This is a genomic window from Micromonospora sp. NPDC047793, from assembly GCF_040642635.1.
Classification (GTDB): Bacteria; Actinomycetota; Actinomycetes; order Mycobacteriales; family Micromonosporaceae; genus Micromonospora.
Genome location: NZ_JBEYSG010000002.1, coordinates 621,261 through 639,397 on the forward strand (window position 1 = coordinate 621,261; position 18,137 = coordinate 639,397).

Sequence of the window (18,137 nt, forward strand, 5' to 3'; positions counted from 1 at the left end):
CCCGCCGGGCGGGTGGGGGAGAATACGACGGTGCGTGTCGGACGCGTCGGGGAGAAGAAAGTCACTGTGAGCATGGACGAAGGGCGGTCGTGGTGAGCCAGATCGTGATCATCGGCGGGGGGCCGGCCGGTTACGAGGCCGCGCTGGTCGCCGCTCAACTGGACGCCGCCGTCACCGTGGTGGAGGCCGACGGCGCGGGCGGAGCCTGCGTGCTGTCCGACTGCGTACCGTCGAAGACGTTCATCGCCAGCTCCGAGGTGGTGACCGGATATCGGGACACCGAGGTGTTCGGGGTGCACTCCGACGGCCTGGAGGCGGTCACCGTCGACGCCCGGGCGGTCCACGAGCGGGTCAAGCGGCTCGCCCTGGCGCAGTCGTCCGACATCCACGCGAAGCTGCTCAAGGCCGGGGTCACCTTCGTCTCCGGGCAGGCCCGGCTGGGTGAGGACACCCTCGGCCACACCCACCGGGTGATCGTCACGCCCGACGGCGGCGCGGCACCGTACTCGATCAGTGCCTCGACGGTGCTGGTCGCCACCGGCGCCACCCCCCGCCAACTGCCCACCGCCGTGCCCGACGGCGAGCGCATCCTCACCTGGCGGCAGGTGTACGACCTGCCCGAGCTGCCCGAGCACCTGATCGTGGTCGGCTCCGGCGTGACCGGCGCCGAGTTCGCCAGCGCCTACCTGGCGATGGGGGTCGAGGTCACCCTGGTCTCCAGCCGGGACCGGGTGATGCCGCACGAGGACGCCGACGCGGCGCAGGCGATCGAGCGGGTCTTCCGGGCCCGGGGCATGAGCATCCTGAACAACTCCCGCGCCGAGGGGGTCCGCCGGACCGACGACGGCGTCGAGGTCGTCCTCTCCGACGGCCGCAAGGTGTACGGCTCGCACGCGCTGATCGCGGTCGGCTCGATCCCGAACACCGAGGAGCTGGGCCTGGCCGAGTACGGCGTCACGCTGGCCCGGGGCGGTTACGTGACCGTGGACCGGGTCTCCCGCACCAACGTCCCCGGCATCTACGCGGCCGGTGACTGCACGGGTGTCCTGCCGCTGGCCAGTGTCGCCGCGATGCAGGGCCGGATCGCCATGTGGCACGCGCTCGGCGAGGCGGTCCGGCCGTTGCGGCTGCGTACCGTCTCGGCGAACGTCTTCACCGACCCCGAGCTGGCCACCGTGGGTGTGTCGCAGGACGAGATGGACGCCGGCAAGGTGCCGGCCCGGCAGGTGATGCTGCCGTTGGCCGGTAACGCCCGGGCGAAGATGGACGAGGTGGCCGACGGTTTCGTCAAGCTGTTCTGCCGTCCGGCCAGCGGTCAGGTGATCGGTGGCGTGGTGGTGGCGCCGAAGGCGAGCGAACTGATCCTGCCGATCACGATGGCGGTGGAGAACAACCTCACCGTCAACGAGCTGGCCCAGACCATCACCATCTATCCCAGCCTCTCCGGCTCCCTCACCGAAGCCGCCCGCCAACTCATGCTCCACGAACTCGAATAACCACCCGCCCGCCGCACCCCCGCCGTGCCCCCGCCGTGCCCGTCCCCGCCCGCTGAGCCCCCGCGATCATGGAGTTGTGCCTGCCGATAGGTGCACTTCGGCGGCTTTTGTCGAAGCCATAACTCCATGATCGCCGGGATCGCCGGGATCGCCGGGGAGAGGCCCGGGGCGGGGTGTGGGGAGGAGGGTGGCGGCCAGGACGGTGAGCAGGACAACCTCGGCGAGGATGAGGGCGCGCTCGATCAGGCCGTAGTAGGCGCGGTCGCCGGGGTAGGCGGACCAGATCATCGCGGCGGCGAGGAGCAGGCTGGCGACGGCCAGCGCGCGCAGCCACCGGGCGGTGCGAGCGGTGCTGGCGGTACCAGCCGTGCTGGCGGTGCGAGCGGTGGTGGGCAACTGGGCGGCGATCAGCCAACCGGCGAGCGGCAGGGCCAGGAAGGCGACCACTGAGGCATACCGGTGCAGGTAGGCGGCGGTGTCCATCTCGGTGCCGGGCGGGTTGGTGGGTACCAGTCCGGCCAGCAGCAGCCCCCCGGCCCAGGCGGCGAGCAGCACCTGGGCCGCGCCGACTCCACCACGGCCGGTACCGGCCGGTCCGGCGGGTCGGTCGAGGCGGCGCAGTCCCAGGACGAGCACGGCGGACGCTGCGGCGAGGGTGAGCATGGCGAGGTGGATGGCGCCGCCGGACTCGGAGACGGCGTAGTCGCTGACGGTGAGGTGCAGCGGGTCCAGGTCCTCGACACCCGCGTGGCCGATCACGGCGAGCAGTGCCGCGAGGACGATGCCGCCGAGCGCCAGCGTCGCGCTGTTCCGGGTTGCAGGCATGGCTCAGCCTGTCGCGGCGGGCACCTCAGACGGATCCGGGACGAGCACCGAAATCCGTCCTCGGGGACACCCCGAGTGTCGATCCGGCTTTCCCCGGTGACGGGCGTCGGGGTACCGGAGGGGAGCGTGTCACCTCTGTCCGGTCACCGGGTGAGTTGACCGGAACATACCGAGAGTGACGGAGTGTCCGACATCACCGCGTCGGTCGCGGGCGCTGATGACCAGCCGCACCGTCTCCCGCCCCGGGGCCGACGGGCACCTTTCGGCACTACTACCAGGGAGATCGGGCAGGGTCGTCGCCAATCGATGGTCGCGGGATCGGCGTCGGGACGCGTACCGTTGTCGGCGCGCGGCCCAGTGGGCGCCGGGTCCCCCGTTCCTGGTGCCCGGGTCGCCGCCGGGCCGCTGGCAGGTCCCGTGCCAGCGGCCCGGCCACCCTCCGCCGCCCGCCACCGTTGATGACGGGTGAGAACCCGGCGGCGTTGATCGGTCATGGCCCGACGGCGACCGCGACGGCGGCGGCGAGAAAGACGACCTGGAGTGCGGTACGGACGCCGAGCGGGGTGACCGGGCGCCCGCCCAGGGTGAGTCCTCGGCGCGCGGCCGAGACGTTCGCCGGGAACATCGCCAGCATCAGTACGGCCAGTCCGGCGGCGGTCCAGCGGGCGGTGGCCGGCACCAGCAGGCCGACCGCGCCCACGAGTTCCAGCACGCCGGTCACCGTGACCAGCAGGTCCGGTCGGGGCAGTCGGGGTGGGACCATCTCGATCAGGTCGCGTCGCCGGCCGGTGAAGTGTGCGATCCCGGTCAGCACGAACATCACGGCCAGCCCGACCCGCAGGGCCGGGTGCCAGCCGTCGAGCACGGAAATCCCGACCAGGCCGGCCAGTCGGGCGAGCGCGGTGCCCGCCACCAGGGCGATCAGCGGAGCCATCGGTACCTCCTCGAAGACCAATCTTGTCGCCGACAAGATTGGCTCGTGATGGCGTATCTTGTCAATGGCAAGATAGGCTCGGGTGATGACCGGCACCCGCGGCTACCACCACGGCGACCTGCCTCGTGCCCTGCTCGCTGCGGCGGAGGAGGCGATCAGGGAGTCGGGCCCGGCGGCGCTGAGCCTGCGTGACCTGGCCCGACGTGCCGGCGTCTCGCACGCCGCCCCGGCCCACCACTTCGGCGACCGGGCCGGCCTCTTCACCGCGCTCGCGGTGCAGGGCTTCGACCTGCTCGCCGAGGCGCTGGAATCGACCGGCGGCGAACTGCTGGACCTCGGCGTGGCGTACGTCGACTTCGCCGTGCGGCACCGCGCCCATTTCGAGGTGATGTTCCACCCCGATCTCTACCGATCCGATGCCGCCGAGGTCCGGGCCGCCCGGGACCGTGCCGGTGCCGCCCTGCACGCCGGGGTGACGGCACTGCCCGCCGCTTCGACGGACGCCGGCGACGGGCGGGGCGGCGTGCACGGGCCGCTTGGTGACGCCCTGGCCGCATGGTCGATCGTGCACGGCTTCGCCACGCTCTGGCTGGCCGACGCGCTACCACCCGGGGTGGGTGACGACCCGCGAGAGGTTGCCCGAACGGTGATCGAGCGCCTCTTCACTCCGGCGGCGGACCCCGGCTGAGCGAACCCCGGCCGTCACCAGCCGACTGTCACCAGCCGACTGTCACCAGCTCGTCGGCAGCGGCATCCCCTCGGTGTAACCGGCGGTGCTCTGCACCCCGACCAGCACCCGATCGTGGAACTCGTCCAGGTTCCGTGCGCCGGCGTAGGTGAAGGCACTGCGTACGCCGGAGATGATCTCGTCGATCAGGTCCTCCACCCCGGGCCGCGTCGGATCCAGGTACATCCGGGCCGACGAGATGCCCTCCTCGAAGATCGCCTTCCGGGCCCGGTCGTAGGGGCTGTCGTCGCCGGTCCGGGCGCTGACCGCGCGCGCCGAGGCCATCCCGAAGCTCTCCTTGTACCGCCGGCCGTCCTCGTCGGTGTAGAGGTCACCGGGCGACTCGTAGGTGCCGGCGAACCAGGAGCCCACCATCACGTTCGACGCACCGGCGGCCAGCGCCAGCGCCACGTCACGCGGATGCCGTACCCCGCCGTCGGCCCAGACGTGCCGGCCCAGCTCGCGGGCGGCAGCCGCGCAGTCCAGCACCGCCGAGAACTGCGGGCGACCCACCCCGGTCATCATCCGGGTGGTGCACATCGCGCCGGGTCCGACGCCCACCTTGACGATGTCCGCACCGGCCGCGACCAGGTCGCGTACGCCGTCGGCGGTGACCACGTTGCCGGCCGCCACCGGTACGCCCGGGTCGAGACCCCGGACGGTCCGCAATGCGCTGATCATCCGCTCCTGGTGGCCGTGCGCGGTATCCACGACCAGGGTGTCCACCCCGGCTTCCAGCAGCGCCGACGCCTTGCCCGCCACGTCGCCGTTGATGCCCACCGCCGCCGCGATCCGCAGCCGGTCCTGGGCGTCCACCGCAGGTCGGTAGAGCGTCGCCCGCAACGCGCCCGGCCGGGTGAGCACCCCGACCAACCGACCCTCGCCGTCCACCACCGGCGCCAACCGCCGCCGCGCCACGCTGAGCCGGTCGAAGCCGGTACGCGGATCCGCGTCCACCGGCACGGTGTGCAGATCGGCCGACATCACATCGCGCAACTGGGCGAAGCGGTCCACCCCGACCGTGTCCGCCTCGGTCACCACCCCCATCGGGCGGCTCTCCTCGTCGACCACGATCACCGCGCCGTACGCCCGCTTGGGCAACAGGTGGATCGCGTCACCGACGGTGTCGTTCGGGCCCAGCGCGATGGCCGTGTCGTGCACCAGGTGCCGCTGCTTGACCCAGGCGACGACCTCGGCCACCACCTCGATCGGGATGTCCTGGGGGATCACCGCGATGCCGCCGCGCCGGGCCACCGTCTCGGCCATCCGCCGGCCGGCGACCGCCGTCATGTTCGCCACCACCAGCGGGATCGTGGTGCCCGTACCGTCGCCGGTGGAGAGGTCGACGTCCAGCCGTGAACCCACCTCCGACCGGGCTGGGGCCATGAAGACGTCGTTGTAGGTCAGGTCGTACCCGGGAGTCGCGCCACTGAGGAACCGCACCCGGCCATCATTCCCTCAGCTCACCAACAGCGCGACCGCTACCACCACCATCACCAGCGCGATCACGCCGTCGAGCACCTGCCAGACCCGGGCCCGGGCGAGCATCGGCGCGAGCCGGTACGCCCCCGCGCCGAGTGCGCTGAACCAGACGACGCTGGCCACCGCCGCGCCCAGGCCGAACAGCCACCGGTGCGGCTGCTGCTGCGCGATGCCGCCGAGCAGCAGCACGGTGTCCAGGTAGACGTGCGGGTTGAGGTAGGTGAAGGCGAGGCAGGCCAGCAGCGTCGCGCCGAGCCGCGCCGGGGGCCGCTCGGCCGGCGTGAGCGCGCTCGGACGCCACGCGCGGCGGGCGGCCAGGGCCGCGTACCCGAGCAGGAAGGCGGCCCCGCCCCAGCGGATCGCGGTGAGCAGGTCGGGTCGGGCCGCCACCACCGACCCCACCCCGGCGATGCCGACGCCGATCAGCAGGGCGTCGGAGATCGCGCAGGTCAGGACGACCGGCACCACGTGTTCCCGGCGCAGACCCTGACGGAGTACGAAGGCGTTCTGCGCGCCGATGGCGACGATGAGGGCGATGGAGAGGGAGAAACCGGCGACGACAGAGGTGAGCACGACGCCGACGGTAGGAGCGCGGGTACGGATCAGTCCAGCTAAAGATTCTTCATCCGGTTAAGCTGAACTGCATGGGCGGTCTGGACTCCACCCAGCTCCGGACACTTGCCGCCGTGGTCGCGGAGGGCAGTTTCGAGGCGGCGGCACGCCTGTTGCACGTCACGCCCTCGGCGGTCAGCCAGCGCATCAAGACACTGGAGGAGACCGTCGGGCAGGTGCTCGTCCGGCGGCACCGTCCCTGCGACGCCACCGAGGCCGGGCGACCGCTGCTGCGTCTGGCCGGGCAACTCGCCCTGCTCGAACGGGAGGCGCTGGCCGATGCCCGGGGGCCGCTCGGCGGCGACCGGAACCGTACCCGGGTCGCGATCGTGGTCAACGCCGACTCGCTCGCCACCTGGTTCCCCGCTGCCCTGGCCCGGCTGCCCGACCAGCCGGAACTCTCCTTCGACATCCGGCAGGACGACCAGGACCACACCGCCGCCCTGCTCCGCGACGGGGTGGTGACCGCTGCGGTGACCGCCCAACGCGAGGCGGTGCAGGGCTGCCGGGTACGCCGTCTCGGCACGATGCGCTACCGGGCGCTGGCCGCGCCGTCGATGGCCCGACGATGGTTCGCCGACGGCCTCACCCGGGCTGCGGCAGCCGCCGCACCGGTGGTGGTCTTCGACCGCAAGGACCGGATCCAACACCGCTTCCTGCGTACGGTGACCGGGCACGCGGTCGACCCACCGGTGCACTACGTGCCGTCGGTCCCGGCGTTCAACGAGTCGATCCGGCTCGGCCTCGGCTGGGGAATGATGGCCGAGCAGATCGCCGACGCCGACGTGGCCGCCGGACGCTGCGTGGACATCGCCCCCGGCCGGGTGCTGGACACCCCGCTCTACTGGCAGCACTGGCGACTCGACTCGCCGGTGCTGACCGCGCTGACCACCGCCGTCTGCACGGTGGCCGCCGAATCCCTGCGCTGAGATGTCAGGACCTGCGCTGAGATGTAAGGAGGGGTCCCCTGCTATACACCAGGCGTTAGCAGGGGACCCCTCCTTACATCCGGGAACGCCTCAGGCGATGGTGCAGATGGCGGCGCCGGCGGTGATCACCGCGCCGACCTCGGCGGCCAGGCCGCCGACCGTACCCGCCTTGTGCGCGTGCAACGGCTGCTCCATCTTCATCGCCTCCAGCACCACGACCAGGTCGCCCTCGGCCACGGTGTCGCCGTCGGCGACCGCGATCTTGACGATCGTGCCCTGCATCGGCGAGGTGAGCGCGTCACCGCCCGCCGCCGCGCCGCCCGTGGCACCGCCGCCCCGACGGGTGGGCTTCTTCGCGCTCGGTGCGGCACCCGCCGTACCCGCGCCCAGCCCGGCGGGGAGGCTGACCTCCAGCCGCTTGCCGCCCACCTCGACCACGATCGTCTCGCGCTCGGCCGGGGCGGCCGGGCCGTCGGCCACCGCGGTGAACGGCGGAACCGTGTTGTCGAACTCGGTCTCGATCCAGCGGGTGTGCACCGTGAACGGCTCGGCGGTGAACGCCGGGTCACGGACCACCAGGCGGTGGAACGGCAGCGCGGTGGCCATCCCCTCGATCACCATCTCGTCCAGCGCCCGCCGGGCCCGATCCAGCGCCTCGGCGCGGGTCTCCCCGGTGATGACGACCTTGGCGAGCAGGCTGTCGAAGTTGCCGCCGATCACGTCGCCGGCCGAGATGCCGGTGTCCACCCGCACGCCGGGCCCGCTCGGCAGCCGCAGGGCGGTCACCGTGCCGGGAGCGGGCAGGAAGCCCCGGCCCGGGTCCTCGCCGTTGATCCGGAACTCGATGGAGTGCCCGCGCGGCGTCGGGTCCTCGGTGAGCCGCAGCTTCTCCCCGTCGGCGATGCGGAACTGCTCGCGTACCAGGTCGATGCCGGCGGTCTCCTCGGTCACCGGGTGCTCCACCTGGAGCCGGGTGTTGACCTCCAGGAAGGAGATGGTGCCGTCGTTGCCGACCAGGTACTCCACCGTCCCGGCACCGTGGTAGCCGGCCTCCCGGCAGATGGCCTTCGCGCTCTCGTGGATCTGCGTGCGCTGCGCGGCGGTGAGGAACGGCGCCGGTGCCTCCTCGACCAACTTCTGGTGCCGGCGCTGCAACGAGCAGTCCCGGGTGCCGGCGACGATCACGTTGCCGTGCTGGTCGGCCAGGACCTGCGCCTCGACGTGGCGCGGCTGGTCGAGGTACCGCTCGACGAAGCACTCGCCCCGACCGAAGGCCGCGACCGCCTCGCGGGTGGCCGATTCGAAGAGCTGCGGGATCTCCTCCATGGTGCGGGCCACCTTCAGGCCACGCCCGCCGCCCCCGAAGGCGGCCTTGATGGCCACCGGCAGACCGTGGTCGACGGCGAAGGCCATCACCTCGTCCGGGCTGTCCACCGGGTCCGGGGTGCCGGGCACCAGGGGAGCACCGGCCCGCTGGGCGATGTGCCGGGCGGTGACCTTGTCGCCGAGGTCGCGGATCGCCTGCGGGGTGGGGCCGATCCAGGTCAGGCCCGCGTCGATGACCGCCTGGGCGAAGTCGGCGTTCTCGGAGAGGAAGCCGTAGCCGGGGTGCACCGCGTCGACGCCGGACCGGGCAGCGACGTCGATCAGTTTGTCGATGCGGAGGTAGGTATTCGCAGCGGTGTCGCCCTCCAGGGCGTACGCTTCGTCGGCGAGCGTGGCGTGCAGGGCATCCCGGTCGGAGTCCGCGTACACCGCGACGCTGCCCAGGCCGGCGTCCTGGCACGCGCGGATGACCCGGACGGCGATCTCGCCCCGGTTGGCGATGAGTACCTTGCGCACCTTGGTGGCTCCTCCCGGCGGGTTTCTGACCGGGAGTTTATAGCTCACGGTGGTGCCCCGAACGATCGCTCAGTGTGGGATGACGCACTGTCTGGCCAGGTCGTCGGCGGCGTGGTGTCGTACCGATGTGGTGGAGTGCCGTGACGATATGGCCGGAGAGTGGCCATGAGCGGGGAGTGGAAATGATCGAGACCAGAGGGCTGCGGAAGTCGTTCCGCAGCCGGGCCGGTCGGGAGACGAAGACCGTCGAGGCGGTACGCGGCGTCGACCTGGACGTCCCGGCCGGTGAGATCTTCGGGTTCCTCGGCCCGAACGGCGCTGGCAAGACCACCACGTTGCGGATGCTGGCGACGCTGATCGAGCCGGACGGCGGGCAGGCCACCATCGCCGGTGCCGACCTGCTCAAGAACCCGGGTGAGGTACGCCGTCGGATCGGTTACGTGGCCCAGGGTGGCAGCACCTGGGACGAGTCGACCGCGCGTGAGGAACTCGTGCTCCAGGCCCGGATGTACGGCATCGGCAAGGCCGAGGCCCAACGTCGGGCGGTACGCGCGCTGGAGGCGTTCCAGCTCAGCGAGTTCGCTGACCGCAAGTGCAAGACGTACTCGGGCGGTCAGCGACGGCGGGTCGAGATCGCGCTCGGCATCATCCACGAGCCGAAGATCGTCTTCCTGGACGAGCCCACCACCGGCCTGGACCCGCAGAGCCGGGCGCACATGTGGGACGAGATCCGGCGGCTACGGACCGACGGGATGACCGTCTTCATCACCACGCACTACCTGGACGAGGCCGACGCGCTCTGCGACCGCATCGCGATCATGGACCACGGCGAGGTGGTCGCCGAGGGTACGCCGACCGCCCTCAAACGGGAGATCTCCGGCGACGTCGTGCTGGTCGGCCTCGACATCGTGGCCACCGGCGAGGCGGAGAAGCTGCTCGACGGCGAGGAGTACGTGAACCGGCTGGAGAGTCTGGAGGACGGCGGCCTGCGCCTCTTCGTCGACGACGGCGCGACCGCCATCCCGCGGATCCTGCGCCGTGTCGACGGTGCCGGTCTCGACCTCAAGTCGATCGAGCTGCACCGCCCGAGCCTCGACGACGTCTTCCTCACCAAGACCGGCCGCTCGCTGCGCGAGTCCTGACCCGACCAGGAGAAAGTCCCATGAAGCTCGCCCGCGACACCTGGCTGATCTTCCAGCGGCAGTTCCACCTGCTGCTGCGCAACCCCGTGTGGGTCTTCGTCGGCGTCTTCCAGCCGGTGATGTATCTCCTCCTGTTCGCCCCGCTGCTCAAGCCCGCGCTGAACGCGCCGACCCAGGCCGAGGCGTACAAGATCTTCGTTCCCGGCCTGCTGGTGCTGCTGGCCATCTTCGGCGGCCTGTTCCAGGGCTTCGGCCTGATCGCCGAGCTGCGCGCCGGAGTGATCGAACGCTCCCGGGTCACCCCCGTCAGCCGGCTCGCCCTGCTGCTCGGCCGCTCGCTGCGCGACGTGGTGTCGCTGATGGTCCAGGCGGTCATCATCACCCTGCTGGCGCTCCTGTTCGACCTGCGGGTCTTCATCGGCGACCTGCTGCTGGCATACCTGATGCTCGCCCTGATCGCGCTGATGACGTCGGCGGTCAGCTACGGCGTCGCGCTCAAGGTCAAGAGCGAGGACGCGCTGGCTCCGCTGATGAACACGGTCGCCCAGCCGGTGCTGCTGCTCTCCGGCATTCTGCTCCCGCTCGCCTTCGCGCCCGGCTGGTTGCAGGGCGTCGCCAAGTGGAATCCGTTCTCCTGGGCGGTGGACGGCACCCGCGCGCTGTTCAACGGCGACATCGGCAACGACCGGGTCTGGCAGGGGCTGACCATCATCGCGATCCTCGCCGCCGCCGGCGTCTATTGGGCGGCCCGCCAGTTCGCCCGCAGCGTCCGGTGACGTGAAAGGAAGGGCACCTTATTAACGCCTGCGGTAGAGCACGGGCACCCTGTTAACGCCCCGCTCACCCAGCGGCGGCACGACCGACACTCAGCGGCACGGCCGACGACCGTCGATCCGGACGCCGGCACCGGTCCGCGTACCCCAACCGGGGAGGCGACCGGTGCCGGCGTGAACGGTCAGTGCACGCGGGCGAGAGTCAGGCCGTCGGCGATCGGCAGCATCACCGCGTCGACCCGTACGTCGGCGAGGACGTCGTCGTTGAACGCCGCGATGGCCCGGTCCGCCTCGCTCTCCGGCGCCACCACCCGTCCGTGCCGCAGCACGTTGTCCACGGCGATCACGCCACCCGGCCGCATCCGGGGCACCAACTCGTCCCAGTAGAGCGGATAGCTGGTCTTGTCGGCGTCGATGAAGGCGAAGTCCAGATACCGCTCCTGCGGCAACTCCCGCAACGTCTCCCCGGCCGGGCCGATACGCAGCTCGACCCGGTCGTCGACACCGGCCCGCGCCCAGTACCGGCGCGCGATACCGGTGTACTCCTCGGAGATGTCGAAGCAGGTCAGGCGCCCGCCGTCGGTCAGGCCCCGGGCGATCGCCAACGAGGAGAGACCGGTGAACGTGCCCACCTCCACCGCGTTGCGGACACCGAGCAAGCGGGTCAGGAACGTCAGGAAGGCGGCCTGCTCCGGCGCCACCTGCATGGAGGCGTGCTCCGGCAGGAGGGCGAGGGTCTCCTCGGCCAGGTCGCGGACGATCTCGTCCGGTGGCGCGCCGTGCGCGACGAGGTACGCGTGCAACTCGTCGGTGAGCGGAATCGACTTCAGCGTCATGTTCGGACGCTAACCGAGCGGCTCGACGATCTGGTTACCGGGCGCCACTTTCGTCCACAAATCGGTAATCCGCAGGTCCAGCTCGTCGAGCAGCCGCCGCAGCAACGGCATCGACAACCCGACGACCGTGCCCGGATCACCCTCGATCCGCTCCACGAACGCCCCGCCCAACCCGTCGATCGTGAACGCGCCGGCCACCGCCAGCGGCTCGCCGGTGGCCACGTAGGTGGCGATCTCCCGGTCACTGATGTCGGCGAAGTGCACCACCGTGGAGGCCACGGCCTCGGCCCGACGCCCACTGACGATGTCGATGAGACAGTGGCCACTGTGCAGCACTCCGCTGCGCCCCCGCATCCGCTCCCACCGTCGGGTAGCGTCTGCCGCGTCGTCGGGCTTGCCGAAGATCTCACCGTCGAACGCGAGCACCGAGTCGCAGCCGAGCACCAATGTCCGTTGACCGTCGCCGGGCGCCAGCCGGGTCAGCACCGCCTCCGTCTTGAGTCGGGCCAACTCCAGGCAGAGATCCTCCGCCCGATCGGTCACCACCACACTCTCGTCGACACCACTGACCAGCACGTCCGGCTCGATGCCGGCGGCCTGCAGAGTCTTACGGCGGGCAGGGCTCGCCGAAGCGAGCACGAGGCGGAGCGGAAGCACATCAGACACGCGCACGACGGTACCGCCAACCGTCCGCCCAGACCCCTCAGCGGCTGATGCGTGGCGGCGGGTCGTCCGACCGTCGCCGCCGCCGGACCCACCACACCCCACCGGCACCGGCCGCCAGCAGCACCGCCAGAGTCACCAGACCTCGCACGGCCGCACCGTCCTGATCGGCCTCAGGACCCACGGCCCGCGTCGTGCCCGGCCCAGGGGTGGCCGACCCGCTCGGCCCAAAACCCCTCGGCGGTACGTCTGCCGTGAGCGCCGCCACCAGATCGATCACGCCGTAGCCGTACTGGTCGTCGCGCCCGGGAGGCCCCTTGTCGATCGCGGTCGCCGTCAACCGGTGCGCCACCTCGTCCGCCGGCAGATACGGATACTTGGCCCGAATCAACGCCGCCGCCCCCGCCACGATCGCCGTAGCTCCCGAGGTGCCTGTTCCTACCCGGTATCCACCGTCAAAGTTGGTGCTGTAGATCTCGACCGCTGGCGCGACGACATCGATCTCGCCCCCGGACACCGAGATCGCAGATCGCTTGCCGTCTTGGTCGATTCCGCCCACGGCGACTACATCTGGATAGGCCGCTGGAAAGCCTACGGCCTCGTCTTCTGGAAGGTTCCCCGCAGCGGCCACTATTAAAACGTCTGCCTGCTGTGCTAACTGAACTGCCTTTTGAAGTCGAATATCCGGAGCTCCGGTGGAGGAGATGCTAATGACGTCGGCGCCGTTGTTGACCGCATAAGCGATCGCGCGAGCCAGATCGTGAGCTGTGCCCTCCTGTCCGGCCGACTTGAAGCGGACCGGAAGGATCTCGGCTTCAGGTGCGATTCCGAGTGTGCCGCGACCTGAGGATTGGCCATGTGAAGCAATTAGGCCTGCCATGGCCGTTCCGTGGCCATCTACATCCTGCCAACCGTCACCGTTGCTATCCGCCACGATGTCCGCACCGGGAAGCAGGTTTTTGCGCAGATCGGGGTGCGGTGCAACGCCAGTGTCTAATACAGCGACTACTACTCCTTTTCCTTGGCTGGTCGCATGTGCCTTCTTTGCGCCAAGGTAGTCAAGATGGCCCTGCAGCTTGCGTATCTGAACGGTGTCCGGCTCTGAAGGAATGGCTAGCGCGTGGCTGGGTGTCGGTGCGGTGAATGCGATCAATAGCAGAGCCATGCGCATAACTCGATGGTCTAAGTTCACCGACTTAGGCCGATGGCTGGCCCTGGGTCGATTGGTCCGTCGTCGTCGGGTGGCCTTACAATGGGGCTAACGCCCTGATCAGTTTCCCAAGGATTCTCTGGGTCCCAGTGGCGGGGGTGCTTAGGATCGCGACCGGGTTGACTGGGGTGTTCGGGCGACCCGCGAAACCCGCGCGCGATCGAGACTCCCGAGTGTGGGGATCCGCCATAGGGTGGAAACGCATGGCCGGCACCTAGTCCTCTTCCCGCACCGGGGCGAGAGCCGGCTCCGCCGGTTGGGCCCGAGCCGGCTGCGCCGCCCCCAATCACGCCGCCAATTGGGTTCACTCCGCGCGAATGGTTGGTTCCTGCGGCGGGTTGGCCAACGCCTAAAACTGGTGGCCCTCCGATAATTCCACCTGGCGGCATTGGGCGTGGTGTAACGCTTGGTGCGCCTGTTTTCGGCCGTTGTGCTTGGCCAGGCTGCACCTGCCTTGACTCTGAGGCGAGAGGTCGCGTGACAGAGGACGTCGATGGAATGGACGGTGCGTCCCTGCCAGGGGAGGATGCTGGCGCCGTGGACGGTGGTGTTGGGTTTGCCGGAGTAGGGGGCGGATTAGCGTTGCCTAGCACCGGACCCGGGTTAGCGGCTGCGGGTGTCGTCGCCGACTGCGACAGTCGGGGCAGTTGAGTGTCGCCTGATGTGACTTTGACGTTTGCTGGCATTGGGACAATGGGCGGAATGGCGGGTAAGGGAGTGCCGCCGCCTGCATCGAACTCGGATTCTGGCTGATCCTTGGCAGGTTGCCTTCGTATTGCTGGCGGGGGCTGGCGGAGGGTTACTTGGGCCTGTTGGAGGTCGCTGCTCAGGCCGTACATGATGCCGCGCGCCCTGACGTTCAACTGCTCCAGATCGGCATCGGTCACCGGTGGTCGGCTGTTCCGGCTGCCGGCGACGGCTTTCGGGTCGGCGGCTGTCTGTTCCCATCCGCGCTTCTGTCGGAGCTTGTCCGCGTACTCGTCGTGGATCTTCTTGAGTTCGGTGCGGGTGCTGGTGATGGCCTGGGTGGCGGCGGTGAGCGCGCTCTGGTTGGCGCTGGCGGCGTCGTGCGTGCGCTGCACCTGCGCGATCAGGTCGTCCAGCTCGGCGAGGTAGGCGCGGGCGGCCTCGTTGGTGTCGGGCGGCCAGGCCCGGGCGAGACGCTGGCGGTACGTCCGGAGGCGGTGCAGGTGTTGGTCGGCCAGCTCGGAGATCTTGCGCCAGCCGGCGACGTGCCGCCAGTGGTTGTCGGGATCGTGGTCCTGGAGGCAGGCCCACATGTCGGCGACGCTCATCAGGTACCAGTCGGTGAGGCCTCCGCTGCGGCCGACTCCCGGGTCCCTCACGGCAGCACCACCGACCCGTCGTTGTCGGGGCCGGTCGGATTGGTCAGCGACGGTGAGGGTGTGGGCTGGGCGGGTACGTCTCCCGGCTGCCCGAGCGCCTGCTGGACGTCGGCGACGCGGGCTGCGGAGAAGGCGTCGGTGTCGGCGTACCGGTCGGCCACCTGTCTGGCGGCGCGCGCCAGGTGGCCGGTGGTGTGGCCGAGGCCCCAGACGGCGTTCGTCGTGGCCTGCTGTGTCTCCCAGTGGGCCCGCATGAACTGCACCAGCTCGATGAAGGCGTCGGCCGGATTCGGCACCCGGGTCAGCATGTCGTCCGCGATGCGCGGCAGGTGGGGCGTGTAGTTGCCGTCCACCTCGGCGCGGAGCGTGTCGGCGAATTCCCGCATCTGGCGGAGGTCCGCCTCGACGCCACGGTGGCCGCCTGACCAGGACGCCTGTCGATCATCCTCAGGGATCATCGGCCCTCCAAACTGTAACGGCCCGGTTCCCCTCTGTGAGGCTAATCCTTGGACGCCTCCCCGGCAGCCCCGGTCGCCGTCGACAGCCTCGCCGATCCGCGTCAGCGGGGCAGACCGGAGGCGCGCCAGGCGCCGCTTCCCGGGAGCAGTGTGGCACCGGCCGGTCGGCCGCTGCGGGCCCAGACCGAGACCGGGGTGGTGGCGGCGACGGGGGCCGGGCGGGAGCGGACGACGATCGCGCCCACCAGCGCGGCCAGTTCCTCGGCGGTCGGCACGCCGCGGACGACCCGGAACAGCGGCTCCTCGACAGACATGCACCCCAGCGTACGCGCTGTGAGCTCGACCTCCGGCACACAGTGGCGTGCCGACGGTGTGAGCGTCGGGGGTGGCGGGTACCGTCTCAGCGATGTCTGAGCCTTCCCCCCAACTCGTCGCCGACCGGTACCGGCTCCTCTCGCCGCTCGGTCAGGGCGGCATGGGCCGGGTATGGAAGGCGCGCGACGAGGTGCTGCACCGTGACGTCGCCATCAAGGAGTTGGTCCCGCCGCCGGGCCTGACCAACGAGGAGCGCCGCGAGATGCGCGAACGCTCGCTGCGGGAGGCGCGCGCCATCGCCCGCCTCAACAACATCAACGTGGTACGCATCTTCGACGTGCTCCGCACCGACGGTGACCCGTGGATCGTGATGGAGTACGTCGCGTCCCGTTCGTTGCAGGACACCCTCGCCGAGGACGGGCCGGTGCCGGCGGCCCAGGCGGTGCAGATCGGGCTGGGCGTGCTCAACGCCCTGAAGGCGGCGCACAAGGCCGGCATCATGCACCGCGACGTCAAGCCCGGCAACGTGCTGCTCGGCACCGACGGTCGGGTGGTGCTGACCGACTTCGGCCTGGCCACGATCCCCGGCGACCCGAACGTCACGCGCACCGGCATGGTGCTCGGCTCCCCGGCGTACATCTCGCCCGAGCGTGCCCGGGACGGCACCACCGGTCCGGAGGCGGACCTCTGGTCGCTGGGTGCCACGCTCTACGCCGCCGTGGAGGGCAAGTCACCGTTCGCCCGACCGTCGGCGATCAGCACCCTGGCCGCGCTCGCCACCGAACCGGTGCCGCCGGCCCGTAACGCCGGACCGCTCAAGCAGGTGCTCGCCGGGCTGCTGCGCAAGGACCCCGAGGAGCGGATCACCGCCGAGTCGGCCGAGCGGATGCTGCGCCGGGCCAGCGGTAAGCGGAGTCGGGGCATCTCGCTGCTCGACGGTGTGCGCCGGCCGGGGCCGAACGGGCCGCGTGAACCGCGTCAGCCGATGGTGCCCGCGCCCCGCCCGTCGGGGGAGCAGCCCACCGCGCCGGTGACTCCGCCCGTGCCCCGTACGCCCTCGGCCGTGGGTCCGCTCGCGGCGGGTGCCGCCGCAGCCGGCGCGACCACCTCCGGTCCGTCTGGCTCCGGTGCGACGGCCGGAAAGCCGCCGGTCTCCGACGCCGCGCCGACGGCGAAGGTCGCGGCTCCCACCGGCGCGGACGCCGATCCGACCACGAAGATGGACGCCGACCTGACCGCGAAGGTCGACGCCGGTCAGGACGCGGACCCGACGACGAAGGTGGACGCGGCGTCGACCGCTGCCGGTGCCGCCGGTGCGGGGCTGACGTCAGGTGCGGACGCGGCATCGTCCGCGACGGATTCCGGGGCCGACTCCGGCGGGTCGACCACGGAGACCGCGACCGGCCGCGACGACGCCCCGGCGGCCCAGGACGGCGGGGACACCGCCCCGGCCGGTACGCCGACGACGCCGGACGGATCCGACGCGACCGTGCGGGCTGCCGCGACCAGCGGAGCAGCCGCTGCCTCGGCCGACGTCACCAAGGTCGACGGTCCCGCTGTGGAGGCGAAGGCGCAGGCCGACGCGAGCGCGACGACCGACCGGCCCGGCTCGGGCGAGCCGACCCGTCGGGTCGGCCCACCGGCTCCCACGGCGGCCGCCACCCCCGTCGCGCCCGCCTCGACCTCGTTGATGCCGTCGGCACCGGTGAGCCCGGCGGCACCGGCTCGGGGTTCCGTCTTCAAGACCGGCCAACTCCGTTCCGAGCGCACCCGCCGTGCCGTGCTGGTCGGCGCACTGGTCGCGCTGCTGCTCGTCGGCCTGGTGGTGGCGGTTCCGCTGCTCACCAGCGGTGACGGCGACGGCGGCGACACCCCGCAGGACACGGCCGGCACGTCCGAGTCGTCCGCACCGCCGACCTCGGAGCCGGCCGCGCCACCACCGACCTCTGCCGCACCGCCCAGCGCCTCCCCGTCGGCGTCCCCGTCACCCACCCCGTCCGAGAGCGCCGCCGGTGGCCTGCCCGAGGGCTGGACGTTGCGGAACGACCCGGTGGGCTTCAAGGTGCCGGTGCCGGAGGGCTGGCGGCGCAGTTCCGGCTCCACCTGGGTCAAGTACCGCGACCCGAACGGCGTCAGCGAGCTGACCATCGACCGCACCTCGTCGCCGCAGCGGGACGCGGCGGCCACCTGGCGGCAGCTCGAACCGGGTCGGAAGAACGTCCGTGGCGTGCAGAACTACCGGTTCATCGACATCTCGACGATCGACTGCAAGTGGCGGACCTGCGCTGACTGGGACTGGAACCAGACCCGCAACGGGGTCGAGCTGCGGGTACGCAACCGGGGCTTCGTCACCGCCAGCAACCGGGGCTTCGCCCTGCGCTGGGAGGTGCCGAACAGCGAGTGGGACGCGCAGTTGCCGAACTTCGAGACGGCGTTCCGCGAGTTCGTGCCGGACCGTCAGGACTGAGGTCCGCCGACAGCAGGGCGGTCGAGACGAGGCATGACCGTCCGTCGTTCGGGGTACCTGATCTCGAAGGACGGAAGGGA

At 70.9% G+C, this 18,137-nt stretch carries 16 protein-coding genes; 6 read left to right on the top strand and 10 right to left on the bottom strand.

The features are described from left to right. Positions 1-92 precede the first annotated feature (92 nt). Positions 93-1,496 (top strand): NAD(P)H-quinone dehydrogenase, encoded by a 1,404-nt coding sequence (locus ABZ738_RS07235; RefSeq protein ID WP_176092550.1) that lies wholly within the window; start codon positions 93-95, stop codon positions 1,494-1,496. A gap of 66 nt (positions 1,497-1,562) precedes the next feature. Here the strand turns inward: ABZ738_RS07235 and ABZ738_RS07240 are convergent, their stop codons facing one another. Together ABZ738_RS07240 and ABZ738_RS07245 are read right to left on the bottom strand one after the other, a co-directional pair. Further along, the gene (locus ABZ738_RS07240; protein ID WP_131055330.1) at positions 1,563-2,321 is read right to left on the bottom strand and encodes a DUF998 domain-containing protein; all 759 of its coding nucleotides are present in this window, start codon (positions 2,319-2,321) and stop codon (positions 1,563-1,565) included. Between the two features lie 490 nt (positions 2,322-2,811). Then, the gene (locus tag ABZ738_RS07245) at positions 2,812-3,255 is read right to left on the bottom strand and encodes a DoxX family membrane protein (protein ID WP_131055332.1); all 444 of its coding nucleotides are present in this window, start codon (positions 3,253-3,255) and stop codon (positions 2,812-2,814) included. Between the two features lie 85 nt (positions 3,256-3,340). On the opposite strand from ABZ738_RS07245, the gene ABZ738_RS07250 reads away from it, so the two are divergent. Beyond that, positions 3,341-3,943 (top strand): TetR/AcrR family transcriptional regulator, encoded by a 603-nt coding sequence (locus ABZ738_RS07250; RefSeq protein WP_357211690.1) that lies wholly within the window; start codon positions 3,341-3,343, stop codon positions 3,941-3,943. Between the two features lie 42 nt (positions 3,944-3,985). Here the strand turns inward: ABZ738_RS07250 and ABZ738_RS07255 are convergent, their stop codons facing one another. Together ABZ738_RS07255 and ABZ738_RS07260 are read right to left on the bottom strand one after the other, a co-directional pair. Then, positions 3,986-5,425, bottom strand: coding sequence for a GuaB1 family IMP dehydrogenase-related protein (locus ABZ738_RS07255; protein WP_176092554.1), 1,440 nt, complete (start codon positions 5,423-5,425; stop codon positions 3,986-3,988). A 15-nt stretch (positions 5,426-5,440) separates the two neighbouring features. Further along, the gene (locus tag ABZ738_RS07260; RefSeq protein ID WP_176092555.1) at positions 5,441-6,037 is read right to left on the bottom strand and encodes a LysE/ArgO family amino acid transporter; all 597 of its coding nucleotides are present in this window, start codon (positions 6,035-6,037) and stop codon (positions 5,441-5,443) included. A gap of 71 nt (positions 6,038-6,108) precedes the next feature. On the opposite strand from ABZ738_RS07260, the gene ABZ738_RS07265 reads away from it, so the two are divergent. Beyond that, positions 6,109-7,005: a LysR family transcriptional regulator ArgP gene (locus ABZ738_RS07265; RefSeq protein WP_131053124.1), complete on the top strand. Its 897-nt coding sequence runs from the start codon at positions 6,109-6,111 to the stop codon at positions 7,003-7,005. A 90-nt stretch (positions 7,006-7,095) separates the two neighbouring features. Here the strand turns inward: ABZ738_RS07265 and ABZ738_RS07270 are convergent, their stop codons facing one another. Continuing rightward, on the bottom strand, positions 7,096-8,847 hold the full coding sequence (locus tag ABZ738_RS07270) for a biotin carboxylase N-terminal domain-containing protein (protein WP_131053123.1): 1,752 nt from the start codon (positions 8,845-8,847) through the stop codon (positions 7,096-7,098). 182 nt (positions 8,848-9,029) lie between these two features. Between ABZ738_RS07270 and ABZ738_RS07275 the strand changes: the two genes are divergently transcribed. Both ABZ738_RS07275 and ABZ738_RS07280 read left to right on the top strand, forming a co-directional pair. Then, positions 9,030-9,989, top strand: a complete 960-nt coding sequence (locus ABZ738_RS07275) for an ATP-binding cassette domain-containing protein (RefSeq protein WP_131053122.1) — start codon at positions 9,030-9,032, stop codon at positions 9,987-9,989. A gap of 20 nt (positions 9,990-10,009) precedes the next feature. After that, positions 10,010-10,765 carry an ABC transporter permease gene (locus ABZ738_RS07280; RefSeq protein ID WP_176092558.1) on the top strand — a complete coding sequence of 252 codons (756 nt, stop codon included), beginning with the start codon at positions 10,010-10,012 and terminating at the stop codon, positions 10,763-10,765. 179 nt (positions 10,766-10,944) lie between these two features. Here ABZ738_RS07280 and ABZ738_RS07285 read toward each other — a convergent pair whose 3' ends face one another. The 5 genes from ABZ738_RS07285 to ABZ738_RS07305 all read right to left on the bottom strand — a co-directional run bounded on the left by ABZ738_RS07285 (position 10,945) and on the right by ABZ738_RS07305 (position 15,589). After that, positions 10,945-11,598, bottom strand: coding sequence for an O-methyltransferase (locus ABZ738_RS07285; RefSeq protein ID WP_176092559.1), 654 nt, complete (start codon positions 11,596-11,598; stop codon positions 10,945-10,947). 9 nt (positions 11,599-11,607) lie between these two features. After that, on the bottom strand, positions 11,608-12,264 hold the full coding sequence (locus ABZ738_RS07290) for a nucleoside triphosphate pyrophosphatase (protein ID WP_357211694.1): 657 nt from the start codon (positions 12,262-12,264) through the stop codon (positions 11,608-11,610). 37 nt (positions 12,265-12,301) lie between these two features. Then, on the bottom strand, positions 12,302-13,432 hold the full coding sequence (gene mycP / locus ABZ738_RS07295; protein ID WP_357211695.1) for a type VII secretion-associated serine protease mycosin: 1,131 nt from the start codon (positions 13,430-13,432) through the stop codon (positions 12,302-12,304). Positions 13,433-14,813: 1,381 nt separating this feature from the next. Continuing rightward, a complete protein-coding gene (locus tag ABZ738_RS07300; RefSeq protein ID WP_131053117.1) occupies positions 14,814-15,275 on the bottom strand; it encodes a hypothetical protein in 462 nt (153 codons plus the stop codon). A 101-nt stretch (positions 15,276-15,376) separates the two neighbouring features. Beyond that, on the bottom strand, positions 15,377-15,589 hold the full coding sequence (locus ABZ738_RS07305) for an acyl-CoA carboxylase subunit epsilon (protein ID WP_131053116.1): 213 nt from the start codon (positions 15,587-15,589) through the stop codon (positions 15,377-15,379). Between the two features lie 92 nt (positions 15,590-15,681). Between ABZ738_RS07305 and ABZ738_RS07310 the strand changes: the two genes are divergently transcribed. Continuing rightward, positions 15,682-18,057: a serine/threonine-protein kinase gene (locus tag ABZ738_RS07310; RefSeq protein ID WP_131053115.1), complete on the top strand. Its 2,376-nt coding sequence runs from the start codon at positions 15,682-15,684 to the stop codon at positions 18,055-18,057. Positions 18,058-18,137: the final 80 nt, after the last annotated feature.